Raw genomic sequence first — 12267 nt, forward strand, 5'->3', positions numbered from 1 at the left:
TCGCGGTCTGATCCGTCCAGATCCAGCAGTCTGCGCGACCGCAGGTGCCGCTTGCGGCAGAAAATCCTTGTCTAGCGCTCGGATACAGGCGATCTTCACCTCAAACGACACGCCACTTGGGGAATGCAGGAAGAAACGTGGTGACATGACCTTTCCGAGACGCTGGACCGCAGCGATGCTGTTCCTCGTGGCGCTTGCTTGCAGCGCCATCCTTCCACACCCGATGCTGGCACAGGAGGCCACGGCCTCCGAGCCCGCCCCAAGCAATCTCGACCTGCTCCTCGACGTCATCGAGAACGACGACAGCCGGGCCGCCCTCATCGACGAACTTCGCGCCGCGCAGAGCGAGGCCGACGCACCGGTCGACGACCAGATCGTCGAGACCCTCGCCGCCGATGGGGCCACCCCGCCCGAGGCGCTTTCGTTCAGCCGGCGCATCGCGCTGATCACTCAGGAGGCCGCGCAGGACATCGCCTCGGGCCTCGAAACCGCCTGGACCCAGATCATTCGCGCCCCGATGGTCTTCGAGGGCCTGAGCGGCGGCGAGGCCGGCGTGCTGCTCGAAGCCGCAAAGCAACTGGCCCTGATCATCGTCGTGACGGTGGCGGTGTTCCTCGCGCTGCGCTGGATGGGCAAATCGCTCTATGCCCGGATGGACGCCAAGGCCGAGGCCAGCGGCGCCCTGCGCACGACGCTGCTGTTCATCGCCTCCGCCCTGATCGACGCGCTGATCGTGATCGTCGCCTGGGCTGCCGGCTATCTCATCGCGACGCTGTTCCTTGGCAATTTCGGCGAGATCGGAATTCGCCAGACGCTCTATCTCAACGCCTTCCTGCTGGTCGAGCTGGCCAAGGTGGGCGTGCGCCTGATCGTGTCGCCGGCCTCGAGCAGCCTGCGTCCGCTGCCGATCTCCGACGGCTCCGCGAAATACCTCGGGTCGCGGCTCAACTTCATGGTCGGGATCGTGGGCTACGGCCAGTTGCTGATCGTGCCGATCCTCAACGCCAGCATCTCGGCCTCCGCGGGCCGCGCCGTCTCGGCGCTGATCGCGGTGATCGTGGTGGGGCTTGCGATCTGGATGGTGCTGCGCAACCGCCGACCGGTGGCCGACTGGCTCGAGCGCGGTGGCCGCAGCAAAGCCGACATGGTGCGCGAATCCCATCTCGAGGAACAGGGCGAACCGGTCGAGACCCCGGCCAGCGAAGAGTTCCCGATGGGCACGCCCGAAACGCCCAAGAAGAAGCGTGGCGGGCTTCAGGTGCTGGCGCGCAACTGGCACATCCCGGCCCTGATCTACCTGCTGGTGATGCTGGTGCTGGTGCTGGTCCAGCCCGGCGACGCCGCCTTCCTGTCGCTGATCAACTCCGGTCAGGTGCTTCTGGTGGCGATCCTCGGTGTGGCGGTCGCGGGGGTGATGACCCGGACCATGGTCAACGGCGTGCAGCTTCCCGACACCGTCAACGCCCGCCTGCCGGCGCTGCAGCGGCGGCTGAACACCTTCGTGCCGAAGGCGCTCTTCGTGCTGCGGCTGGTGATCTTCGCCCTCGTGGTGATCTTCGCCCTCAACGCCATCAGCGTGATCGACCTGAGGGCGTGGATGGCCGGCCAGTTCGGGCGCGAGTTCACCGCGACGGTGTTCTCGGTCGTGGCGGTCCTGCTCGTGTCCTTCGCGATCTGGGTCGGCATGACCTCGTGGGTCGATTATCGCCTGAACCCGGAATACGGCACCGTGGCGACCTCGCGCGAGCAGACGCTGCTGACGCTGCTGCGCAATGCCGCAACCATCGCGCTGGTCGTCATCACGCTGATGTTCGTGCTCTCCGAGATCGGTCTCGACATCGCGCCGTTGCTCGCCTCGGCCGGGGTGCTGGGCCTTGCCATCGGCTTCGGTGCGCAAAAACTGGTGCAGGACATCATCACCGGCATCTTCATCCAGTTCGAGAACGCGATGAACGTGGGCGACGTGGTCACCGCCGGCAGCACCACCGGCGTAGTCGAGAAGCTGACCATCCGCTCGGTGAGCCTGCGCGACGTCAGCGGCGCCTACCACCTGATCCCGTTCTCGTCGGTGGACATGGTCACGAACTTCATGCGCGAGTTCGGCTACTTCGTCTGCGACATGGGCGTGGCCTACCGCGAGAACATCGACGAGGTGAAGCAGGCCATGCTCGACGCCTTCGAGCAGCTGCGCGCCGATCCCGAGCAGGCGGCCAACATCATGGGCGATCTGGAGTGGTTCGGCATCAATGCCTTCGGCGACAGCGCCGTGGTGGTGCGGGCGCGGATCAAGTGCGTGCCGGGCACCCAGTGGGGGGTTGGCCGGGCCTATAACGGTGTGCTGAAAGAGGTGTTCGACGCCCGCAACATCGAGATCCCCTTCCCGCACCAGACGATCTATCTGGGCGAGTCGAAATCGGGCGCGACCCAGCCCTTCCATGTCGTCGCGGAGGGCAGCGAGACCCCCGGCGACAACTGAGGACCTTCACAGGACAAGAAAAGGGGCCGCGCGGCGATGCTGCGCGGCCCTTTCTCATTGATCACGACCGACGCCCCGCCGCATGGCAGCGCGGCAGCCGCGCTTACTGGATCGAGATCTCGACCCGCTGGCTTTCGCCGGTGCTGCCGGGGATCCGCATTGAGACCTGCGACCGGTTATGGCCACACGCTGCGCTATTTGAGGGCTGCGCGCGCGGCCATAACCTCAAAACAGCGCTTCTTCCCGACGTGCTATGGCCCGGAATACATCAGCGGCACCCTCATGGAATGGGCCGAGCAAAAGGGCATCGCCCTGGCACACATCCAGCCCGGGAAACCGCAGCAGAACGCTTACGTCGAGCGCTACAACCGAACGGTCCGGCATGAATGGCTGGACCTCCATATCTTCGAGAGCATCGACGAGGTGCAGCAGATTGCCACCGAGTGGCTCTGGTCCTACAACAACGAGCGCCCCAACATGGGCAATGGCGGCATGACACCCGCCCAGAAACTGAAGATGGCCGCGTAAAGTCTACGACCAAGCCCCCGCAAAAATGGGGGGATTACCGAAGCACCCCTCCCGCCATGACAGTTCGCCGACCACAACTTCATGGAAGGGGGCGATGCGGTCTACTCAGTTGCGAAGCATATGTCCGGCCATGGCCTCCGCCCTGGTCAACATCCGGGACACATGCCGTGAAGACCTCGGCGGCGTCTGCATCGCCGAGGTCAGATTTATTACACTTTGTCCTCAGAAGTCCCAGTCTTCATCTTCGGTGGCCACGGCCTTGCCGATGACGTAGCTCGAGCCCGATCCTGAAAAGAAGTCGTGGTTCTCACTGTCGGGGCTCAGAGCGGCCATGATTGCCGGGTTCACCTCCGCGGCCTCTGACGGGAACAGCGCTTCGAAACCAAGGTTCTGCAGGGCCTTGTTCGCGTTGTAGTGCAGGAAGGACTTCACCTCTTCGCTGAGGCCGATGTCGTCATAGAGCTCCTCGGTGTACCTGGTCTCGATCTCGTAGAGCTCGAACAGAAGACCAAAAGCGTAGTCCTTCAGCTCCTGCTGGCGCTCTGACGTTTCCCGCTCCAGGGCCCTCTGGAACTTGTAGCCGATGTAGTAGCCGTGAACGGCCTCATCCCGGATGATCAGGCGAATGAGATCGGCCGTATTTGTCAGCTTCGCCCGGCTCGACCAGTACATCGGCAGGTAGAAGCCCGAGTAGAACAGGAAGCTCTCGAGGAAGACGGACGCGATCTTGCGCTTGAGCGGGTCTCCCGACGGCGCATAGGTCTCGAGCACGGCCCGGGCCTTCGCCTGCAGGTGAGGGTTCTCTTCGGACCAACGAAAGGCTTCATCCACCTCCTTGGTCGAGCACAGCGTCGAGAAGATCGAGCTGTAGCTGCGCGCATGCACGGCCTCCATGAAGGCAATGTTGGTCAGCACAGACTCTTCATGAGGTGTCTGCGCATCGGGCATCATCGCCGGGGCGCCCACACTGTTCTGGATGGTGTCGAGCAAGGTCAGGCCGGTGAACACGCGAATGGTGAGCTGACGCTCTGCTTCGCTGAGGGTCGCCCAGCTCGGCACGTCGTTCGACAGCGGCACCTTCTCCGGCAGCCAGAAGTTCACGGTGAGCCGGTTCCACACTTCGAGGTCTTTGTCGTCCTGAAGGCGGTTCCAGTTGATCGCGCGGGGGATCTTGATGTCAGTCATGGGTTGCTTTCGGTTTGAAATCTTGTGGGGGCCCGGGCCGTCATTTCCGCATGGAGAGAGCAACCCGGGGTAAATGCGCGGCCTACCCGGCCGCGCTGGCGTTCTGATGGATCAGAGACTGCAGGAGACGCAGCCCTCGACTTGGGTACCCTCAAGGGCGGCCTGGCGCAGGCGGATGTAGTAGATCGTCTTGATTCCCTTCTTCCATGCGTAGATCTGCGCCCGGTTGATGTCGCGGGTGGTTGCCTCCGCCGGGAAGAAGAGCGTCATCGACAGTCCCTGGTCCACGTGCTCGGTCGCCGCGGCATAGACATCGATCAGCGCCTCAGGACCGATCTCATAGGCATCGCGGTAGTACTCGAGGTTGTCGTTGTCCATGAACGGCGCCGGGTAGTAGACGCGGCCGATCTTGCCTTCCTTGCGGATCTCGATCTTCGACACGATCGGGTGGATCGAGGAGGTCGAATTGTTGATGTAGCTGATCGAACCGGTCGGCGGCACCGCCTGAAGGTTGCGGTTGTAGATGCCGTACTTCATCACGTCCGTTTTCAGAGTTTCCCAGTCGGCCCGGGTCGGCAGGCTGATGAACTCGAACAGCTCGCTCACGCGCTCTCGGGTAGGAAGCCAGTCGCGGCTGACGTACTTCTCGAAGAAGCTTCCGTCCGCGTACTTGGAGTTCTCAAACCCCTTGAACGTGGCGCCCTTCTCTTTGGCAAGATCGCACGATGCGCGGATCGCGTGATAGGCAACGGCCGCAAAGTAGACGGACGTGAATTCGATCGCGTCTTCGCTGCCGTAGTGGATGTGCTCGCGCGCCAGGAAGCCGTGCAGGTTCATTTGCCCAAGCCCGATTGCCCGGCTATCGTCGTTGCCACGACGGACAGAGGGCACGGAGTCGATCGCCGACATTTCAGAGACCGCGGTCAACGCACGAATGGCGGAGGACACCGTGCGACCGAGATCCTGGCCATCCATCGTCTTGGCGATGTTGAGCGATCCGAGGTTGCACGAGATGTCGGCTCCGAGCTTCGAGAAACTCAGGTCGGCGTTGTATTCCGAAGCCTCCGCGACCTGCAGAATTTCCGTGCACAGGTTCGACATGGTGACGCGGCCGGCGATCGGGTTCGCCTCGTTCACCGTGTCCTCGAACATGATGTAGGGATAGCCGCTCTCGAACTGGATTTCAGCGAGCGTCTGGAAGAACTCCCTCGCGTTGATCTTGGTCTTCCGGATGCGTTTGTCCTCGACCATCTCCTCGTACTTCTCGGTGACCGAAATCTCCGAGTACGGCACGCCATAGACCTTTTCGACGTCGTAGGGCGAGAAGAGATACATGGGCTCATTGCGCTTGGCGAGCTCGAAGGTCACATCCGGGATCACCACGCCGAGCGACAGGGTCTTGATCCTGATTTTCTCGTCCGCGTTCTCACGCTTGGTGTCGAGGAATTTCAGGATGTCCGGGTGGTGGGCGTTCAGGTAGACGGCCCCTGCCCCCTGACGTGCGCCAAGTTGGTTGGCATAAGAAAAGCTGTCCTCGAGGAGCTTCATCACCGGAATGACGCCCGAAGACTGGTTTTCGATGCCCTTGATGGGCGCACCGGATTCCCGAACGTTGGTCAGCATCAGGGCGACACCACCGCCGCGCTTGGAGAGCTGCAGTGCAGAGTTGATCGAGCGACCGATGCTTTCCATGTTGTCCTCGACGCGCAGCAGGAAGCAGGAGATCAGCTCACCGCGGCTTTTCTTGCCGGCGTTCAGGAAGGTCGGTGTTGCCGGCTGGAAGCGGCCGGAGAGAATTTCTTCGACGAACGAGCGGGCCAGTTCCTCATCCCCGCGCGCGAGGGCCAGCGCCGTCATGACAACGCGGTCCTCGTAGCGCTCGAGGTAGCGCTTACCGTCGCGCGTTTTCAGAGTGTAGGAGGTGTAGTACTTGAAGGCACCCAAGAACGTGGGAAACCGGAAGCGCTGGGCATAGGCGCCATCCCAGAGAGACTGCAGGAACTCCGGCTCATACTGCTCGAGCACCTCCGGCTCATAGTAGCCCTCGTCGACCAGGTACTGGAGCTTCTCTGTCAGCGAGTGGAAGAACACGGTGTTCTGGTTCACATGCTGCAGGAAGTATTGCCGGGCAGCCTGGCGATCGGCGTCAAACCGGATATTGCCGTCCGCATCATAGAGGTTCAGCATCGCATTCAGCGCGTGGTAGTCGAGCTCTTGCCCCGCAGGTGTGGGGTCGCCTTCAAAATTCAGTTTTTCCAAAATTCCATCAATCCTTGCTTTACGCGGGCGACGTCTGCGTCAGTTCCCGCAAGTTCAAACTTGTAGAGCACCGGCACTCCACATTTCTGCGCCACGACGTCTCCTGCCAAAGCGAAGTTCGCCCCGAAGTTCCGATTGCCGGACGCAATAACCCCACGTAGCAATCCACGTCTTTCAGGAGCGTTCAGAAACCGGATAACCTGCCTGGGAACAGACTTTCTACCCTCGCCATCCGCATACGTCGGGGTAATCAGCACGTACGGACGTGAGACCTCTGGGAAGGGCTCGGTCTCCAAACGAGGAACACGCACCGCATGCAGGCCGAGGCTTTGCACGAAACGATGCGTGTTCCCTGAGCGGGATGAGAAATAGACGATCTCACCCACAGCTGGCGATCAGGCGATCTGCGCGATCAGGTCCGGACGGAAGCCCGACCAATGGCTTTCGCCGGCCATCACCACTGGTGCCTGACGATACCCAAGTTCGGTCACCTTCGTCATCGCTTCACTGTCTTCGGTCAAGTCAACGACATCGAAGTCGATGCCCTTCGAACGAAGCGCCCGGGTCGTTGCGGTGCACTGCACACAGTTGGGTTTGGAGTACACTTTAGGTTTCATCTTTGTCTTTCCTTTCGACATGTTCTTCAAGCGGCCACGCCCGATTACTCAAGCGTTCAGCAACACTTGGAGAGACCACTGACGTGGTATATCGGACATGGATTAATGTGATTTTACGGCCATCGCCGGCCTTCATCGCGCTGGGCGCTCATCGTCAGATGGAGGCCGTTTTGAATGCGACAAAGCTCTGTTGGAGCCTTCTTCACAACCCTAGGATTCTCCGAAGAAAAAAGGCTCCTTCCAAGGGAAGGAGCCTAGTCGATGTCTACCTACGAAAGTGACTAACTGACTCATAAAGTGTGAACCGAAACTACGAGCAGCTGAAGATAGCTCTACGCTTTATAAGGATACATTGCAAGAACAAATTTCTCGACATCGGGCAAAATCACCAAAAAAAAACCGCCGAACGCTGGATGCGCACGGCGGCAAGTTTCACTGAGAGAAAGCATTGGAAGTGACCTGAAGCCTCTTCCAGCAACGAAGATACTCCGAGAAGATTGAAGGAACTTGTGGCTCCTAGGATTATGAAAGACCGCCCTGTTGCACTCCCCACGAGGATGTCAGGCAAGGACGCGTGGCGGCCCGTGACCCTCCTGATGTTGTAGGCTCGATCACGAAGTCAAGATGAGCTCACGCCACTCGAGGCCCTAACTTGCGCGCTTGCTCGCGTGCTTGGGCCAGGGAGCTATAGGCGACTTCGGTTCCGCCCAGCGCGAAGAGCATGCCAAATCGGGTCTTGGCCAACCGTATCGGGTAGCCATTCACGATCTCGATCACGCTTGCTCTCTCATGGTTCACTAATCGTCGCCCGTACTCCTCAGGGCCGACGGCTTCGAGAAGTTCGAGGCGTTGTGCAGGGTCACTCCAATCCATGGTCTTGCTCACCGGTACTCTGAAAGTCGAAACCACGCTACGCCTTAACCATTCGTTAAGCAAGGCGGCCAAATTCGTTGACATGCCACCACTGAAAAACCCCTTGAACATGGCTCTCCTGAGTATTGCCGAGCGGATCCTGAAAATTGCGCTGGGTCTGCGCCTTGTGCCTCTGCACCAGCGAGGTCCTGCGATCGGCAGCGAGCTCCCTCTACCCGCCGACACCGAGGCACATATGGACCGGTTTCTCACCTTCTGCCAGGAGAACGGGGACTTACTGACCAAGGGCTCTGAAACCGGATGTCAGCTAGCAATCTCGGCGCAGATGAGGCGTTACCTCATTGCCCGGCATGGACCAGATGCCAGAGCCGCATTGGCCAACGTTGGTACACTGACTTCGGGGTGTCGCGGAGACCATCTGCAGCTCGCCCACTTCGGCGTCTCCGACGAGATCGAGCGCTTCATCCTCGTGAGCTCAAAAGGTTCGGCGGTATCGACACTCCCAAGGGCAAAACCACTTACCAGAGCAAGGAGCACCCCATGCTGATCAATCCCAACCTGAAATCAGGCCTTCGCTGTAGCCGGCCCCATGGCCTCTGCAAGTGCCACCAGCAACGACAGTCCACGCAATCTGGAAACCCCACACCATGATCCCCAAGCCTCCCCCACCCGGACCACATCTGGACGAGCAGGCCTTTAATAGAGGCGTCGAGGACGTACTCACAATGAAGCCTCTACGTCAGACCTTCCAGCGCCTATGGAGTCGCAAACCGGGTCCGGGGATCTCCGAGATTCCAAGACGCTACAACCTAGAGAGGCCGAGAGATGACAAGTGATGACATGCCCAACTTCGAGGCCGCACTAGGAGTCGAATATACGAACCTTGCCGCCCGCGGCCGCAAGGAACATCCCGCCCGCCGACTTTCAGATGATCTCGCCCTCGTGATCTTCTTTGGCACCAAGCACTCGTCCGTTCACCTGTGGGGACTTGCGGATGGACGCAGCCATGCCTCTGAAAACCTCCCCTTCCTTCTGGACCCACTCTTCATCGAAGACGAGGAAGCATCTCATGTGATCGAGGTCTTCCGGCGCCTCGCGCCCGACCATGAATTCGACCTCTATCCTGAAATTTCTTCTGTCGCACCGGCACCCGGCCCACTGTAGAGCCTGAGACGCCTATCCTTATTCACGAGGATCGACTACATTGATCGTGTGTGCAAAAGGAAGACATCATGCCAGACCCCATTGTAATCGAGCACGTGACCCCCTCCGGAGGCAACGTCTTCGCTGATCTCGGCTTTCCACCTGCCGAAGCGAAAGCTCTGAAAGCTGAAGCCCACCGCCGGATCACTGAAATTCCTGGTGCTAGAGAAGGCGCCCGGGACTGACCAGAATCCTGCGCCTCAGTGGCGCAGGCCTTCCGCCGGAGCCGTTGCCTTGAGCACAGCGGGACTGTCTGCCAAGGCAAACTCCATGTCGAGTTCGACATTGGCCCTGAGCCACCTAGAGACCTCCTCGTAGCCTTTCGCGTTGGCAGCGAACTCCACGATCGCGTCTGCGATGTCATCAGGATCAGCGACGATCTGATAGCCAGCGCCTTTGAGAGTCATCTCGGCGGCCGCCAGCGATGTCCTCTTGTTCCCGTCCGTGAACGGGTGATTACGCATGATGCCAAACGCGAGCTTTGCCGCCGCATCCACCTTGTCCATCTCGGGATCGAAGCTCATCGCAGTGACAACCGAGCCAACGGCGGACTCGAGCAAGTTCATGTCCCGTATGCCCGCTCGACCGCCTGAGCGCTCGAGCTCGATGTCGTGGATGAGCTGCAACGTGTGGGCGTCCGGGAGGCCCATCTGATCTTCGATCGAGATGCTATCTGTTCTTGAGGTTGTCATACGCAGCTCCATTCTTCTTCAGGCTATCGATACCGGCCTGAAGAAGTTTGCTCTGCGTAGGGCTCATGAAGCGCTCGCGGGCACTCTGCCCCTGCTGCTCACCATTGGCCTCATCAGGCTTCTTTGCGTCTTCGTGGTCAGTCATCGTCATCTCTCGTTCTTAAAGTGCTGCCGTGTACCCAGACCTAGCAGCTTTCCGTGAATTCAACAAACCCAGGTTGCTCAGCCATGGCCGGAGCCAGTATCAAAGGCCCATCCCAGGTGTGTCAGCCTCTCCAGGCACCGGCGCGCCAATATCTCTGAGGGCGCCGGGGATATCGGAGAGCGGCCAAACACGCTCCAGTTCGTCGTGCACCAACATGACGACGGCCGTTACCTCGCCCTCAGGATCATGGCCCACGCGCCAGCCAGCTTCCTCGAGCGCTTTGAGATCAGTGTCGCTGATCTCCGCTTTCGCAGTCTCGATCTCTTCCGATAGGCGGTTATCCAGGCGCCTGCCCAGCGCCCGCTCGGCAGCCTCATGGATTTCCGGGAGGTATTCCACCGCGAATTTTCCAGCGTTCTGGGCTATCACGGGTGCTGCCCAGGCGGCCCATTCCTCGTACTCCATGAAGTCGTTTGCAACGAAGGCAGGGATACTCTGGACGACTGCATCAGCAGCCTCGCGGCGTTCTTCTTCCATCATCTCGTCAAGAGCATTCTCTTCAGGGGTGCGTGTCATGTGGGACTCCAGGTGCGGTTTCAGGTTTCAGGGATTGGGTTGTCGGGATGGCGGCAGAGCACCCTATGGATGTTCACCACTCTGCGAAGGTCGGCGCGTTCATCGCAGGGGCCAGGACCGACTCCATGTCATAACTGAAGCCATGGATCCTCTCGTGCAACTCATCCGCAAATTCGACCCAGAGCAGTTCATCATCACCTTCGCCAAGGTCTTCGAAGCGATCCTCCCTCACCAGGTCGAATGCCAATTCAGCTGCCGGTACGCTCGCGTGCTCGCTGGTGAAGTAGTCGGCCAGGAACTCCGCGCCGTCTGCCACAAAACTTTTCCTGCTGGCTTCCACCGCGGCTGCGATCAGATAGGCCCTCTCCTGGTCCAATGCGACATCTTCGGTCGGCTCGAGGAGATGACGGAAAACCACCTTTTCGCCCGCCTCATCGTAGAGGACTACGTAGTGACCCTCCGATGGTGTCGCATCACTTGGAACCACACCATCGAAGAACTCGAGATGCGCGACCGTCAGCTCGAAAGCACCATCGTTGATTTTCTTTTTTCTTTCGGCGAACCCGGGCACCTGATGAGGGGGCGAGAAGTCTGTCAGGCGTGAAACCTTTCCGGGCGTCACCACACGCTTGAGGTCCGGCATGGTCGCACCATCGACCCTCGCGTTGCTGTCGAGCGCATTGGCCAGGCGGCTGGCGTCCATGTAGTCCTTCACGCGATCATGCAGGCGATGCGGCGCCGGGTCATGCGCCGGAAAAGCCTTGTGCTCCATCGTTCCGTACATGACGCCCATGCGCTTGTGGATCCTGCAGACTGCCTCGAGGGTCGATTTCGCCTGGACGACCTCAAGTCCCACAATGCGATCCAGCAGTTCTCGTTCGAAGTCCGCGTGGGAGCCAATCAGAACATCTTCCCGGAATTTCGGCCGGGCATTTCGAGGATCCTGAAGCCAGATGTTGGCGCCCGGCTTGTTGGCCGGGAAGGTCTTGGTTGTCAGGTGAATGCAGATTTCGTCCGTGTCATCGACCTCTTTGTGCAGGAACTGCCCGTCAAGGCTCGTCATACCTTCGTAGAAGCCTCTCTGGGTCAGAATATCGATGTACTTCTGGAACTCACTCATGGGGCCTGTGCTTTCTTTGCCGTCAGGATACAGATGAGCAGCCACAAGCAAGTTTCCTCTCCGGTCTGGCCCCCTCCGCTTCGGTGAAGGCCTTCCGGAGTATTGGTGGATCATTGCCGAACAGAATGGCTGGGCACCCGCGCAGCTAGGCCGCAGTCCATACGACTGAGCGGGTTTCTTGCAAATCAGCGTCATGCAAGCGCCGACCGGTCAGTGAGGCCACTCCACAGATGCACCTTGCGCCTTCTGTCTACGACGCATCTGTGGTTGAACCGGTGGAATTCAGGCGTGGATGCTATCCTTTCGCCGGGTTACGATCCCGATGGCAACAACGCCAAAGATCACCGGCGACATGACGAGCACCCCAATTCCGAAGCCGAGCACGTAGAGCATTCTATCTCTCCTCCAATGTGTCTCCTCACCTTTGAATATAGGCACAGACAAGCATCCATGACGTTAACGCCGGCCGGAAGGAGCGGCGGCGGTCAGAAGACATTCCCACTGCGGATACGACCGAGCGGCTTTTCGGAAATCTGATTTCAGAAAGCTTCCATTAATCGCCTGGGCGCACCTCGACGGAAAAGAGGTGCTCA

The 12267-nt window shown here is 59.9% G+C and carries 12 protein-coding genes and 1 pseudogene; 4 read left to right on the forward strand and 9 right to left on the reverse strand.

The genetic code is table 11. The features are described from left to right. The first annotated feature begins 145 nt into the window (after positions 1–145). The gene (locus tag G0D83_RS22185) at positions 146–2476 is read left to right on the forward strand and encodes a mechanosensitive ion channel domain-containing protein (protein WP_164196831.1); all 2331 of its coding nucleotides are present in this window, start codon (positions 146–148) and stop codon (positions 2474–2476) included. Between the two features lie 255 nt (positions 2477–2731). After that, positions 2732–3004: pseudogene (locus tag G0D83_RS22190) on the forward strand (transposase); the annotation flags it as partial. A gap of 222 nt (positions 3005–3226) precedes the next feature. Here the strand turns inward: G0D83_RS22190 and nrdF are convergent. From nrdF to G0D83_RS22215, 5 genes are all read right to left on the reverse strand, one after another. After that, positions 3227–4189, reverse strand: coding sequence for a class 1b ribonucleoside-diphosphate reductase subunit beta (nrdF, locus tag G0D83_RS22195; RefSeq protein WP_164196832.1), 963 nt, complete (start codon positions 4187–4189; stop codon positions 3227–3229). Between the two features lie 111 nt (positions 4190–4300). Then, positions 4301–6376 carry a class 1b ribonucleoside-diphosphate reductase subunit alpha gene (gene nrdE / locus G0D83_RS22200; RefSeq protein ID WP_203595642.1) on the reverse strand — a complete coding sequence of 692 codons (2076 nt, stop codon included), beginning with the start codon at positions 6374–6376 and terminating at the stop codon, positions 4301–4303. 59 nt (positions 6377–6435) lie between these two features. Then, on the reverse strand, positions 6436–6834 hold the full coding sequence (gene nrdI / locus G0D83_RS22205) for a class Ib ribonucleoside-diphosphate reductase assembly flavoprotein NrdI (protein WP_164196833.1): 399 nt from the start codon (positions 6832–6834) through the stop codon (positions 6436–6438). A gap of 9 nt (positions 6835–6843) precedes the next feature. Beyond that, entirely contained in the window at positions 6844–7065 is a 222-nt protein-coding gene (gene nrdH, locus G0D83_RS22210; protein ID WP_164196834.1) for a glutaredoxin-like protein NrdH, read from the reverse strand. A 630-nt stretch (positions 7066–7695) separates the two neighbouring features. Next, on the reverse strand, positions 7696–8049 hold the full coding sequence (locus tag G0D83_RS22215) for a hypothetical protein (RefSeq protein WP_164196835.1): 354 nt from the start codon (positions 8047–8049) through the stop codon (positions 7696–7698). Between the two features lie 729 nt (positions 8050–8778). Between G0D83_RS22215 and G0D83_RS22220 the strand changes: the two genes are divergently transcribed. Together G0D83_RS22220 and G0D83_RS22225 are read left to right on the forward strand one after the other, a co-directional pair. After that, a complete protein-coding gene (locus G0D83_RS22220) occupies positions 8779–9102 on the forward strand; it encodes a hypothetical protein (RefSeq protein ID WP_164196836.1) in 324 nt (107 codons plus the stop codon). A gap of 68 nt (positions 9103–9170) precedes the next feature. Beyond that, on the forward strand, positions 9171–9326 hold the full coding sequence (locus G0D83_RS22225; RefSeq protein WP_164196830.1) for a hypothetical protein: 156 nt from the start codon (positions 9171–9173) through the stop codon (positions 9324–9326). A gap of 15 nt (positions 9327–9341) precedes the next feature. Here the strand turns inward: G0D83_RS22225 and G0D83_RS22230 are convergent, their stop codons facing one another. From G0D83_RS22230 to G0D83_RS22245, 4 genes are all read right to left on the reverse strand, one after another. Further along, the gene (locus G0D83_RS22230; protein WP_164196837.1) at positions 9342–9833 is read right to left on the reverse strand and encodes a type II toxin-antitoxin system death-on-curing family toxin; all 492 of its coding nucleotides are present in this window, start codon (positions 9831–9833) and stop codon (positions 9342–9344) included. Further along, a complete protein-coding gene (locus tag G0D83_RS22235) occupies positions 9811–9978 on the reverse strand; it encodes a hypothetical protein (protein ID WP_164196838.1) in 168 nt (55 codons plus the stop codon). Before G0D83_RS22235 ends, G0D83_RS22230 begins: the two co-directional genes overlap by 23 nt. A gap of 99 nt (positions 9979–10077) precedes the next feature. Continuing rightward, entirely contained in the window at positions 10078–10554 is a 477-nt protein-coding gene (locus tag G0D83_RS22240; RefSeq protein ID WP_164196839.1) for a hypothetical protein, read from the reverse strand. Positions 10555–10627: 73 nt separating this feature from the next. Beyond that, on the reverse strand, positions 10628–11674 hold the full coding sequence (locus G0D83_RS22245) for a hypothetical protein (protein ID WP_164196840.1): 1047 nt from the start codon (positions 11672–11674) through the stop codon (positions 10628–10630). Positions 11675–12267: the final 593 nt, after the last annotated feature.

The organism is Salipiger sp. PrR003 (assembly GCF_010500785.1).
GTDB lineage: Bacteria > Pseudomonadota > Alphaproteobacteria > Rhodobacterales > Rhodobacteraceae > Salipiger > Salipiger pacificus_A.

Coding starts and splice junctions, on each gene's coding strand:
- G0D83_RS22185 (WP_164196831.1), top strand. CDS start 146: ATGACCTTTCCGAGACGCTGGACCGCAGCGATGCTGTTCCTCGTGGCG.
- G0D83_RS22240 (WP_164196839.1), bottom strand. CDS start 10,554: ATGACACGCACCCCTGAAGAGAATGCTCTTGACGAGATGATGGAAGAA.
- G0D83_RS22245 (WP_164196840.1), bottom strand. CDS start 11,674: ATGAGTGAGTTCCAGAAGTACATCGATATTCTGACCCAGAGAGGCTTC.
- G0D83_RS22235 (WP_164196838.1), bottom strand. CDS start 9,978: ATGACTGACCACGAAGACGCAAAGAAGCCTGATGAGGCCAATGGTGAG.
- nrdF (WP_164196832.1), bottom strand. CDS start 4,189: ATGACTGACATCAAGATCCCCCGCGCGATCAACTGGAACCGCCTTCAG.
- nrdE (WP_203595642.1), bottom strand. CDS start 6,376: ATGCTGAACCTCTATGATGCGGACGGCAATATCCGGTTTGACGCCGAT.
- G0D83_RS22220 (WP_164196836.1), top strand. CDS start 8,779: ATGCCCAACTTCGAGGCCGCACTAGGAGTCGAATATACGAACCTTGCC.
- G0D83_RS22215 (WP_164196835.1), bottom strand. CDS start 8,049: ATGTTCAAGGGGTTTTTCAGTGGTGGCATGTCAACGAATTTGGCCGCC.
- G0D83_RS22225 (WP_164196830.1), top strand. CDS start 9,171: ATGCCAGACCCCATTGTAATCGAGCACGTGACCCCCTCCGGAGGCAAC.
- G0D83_RS22230 (WP_164196837.1), bottom strand. CDS start 9,833: ATGACAACCTCAAGAACAGATAGCATCTCGATCGAAGATCAGATGGGC.
- nrdH (WP_164196834.1), bottom strand. CDS start 7,065: ATGAAACCTAAAGTGTACTCCAAACCCAACTGTGTGCAGTGCACCGCA.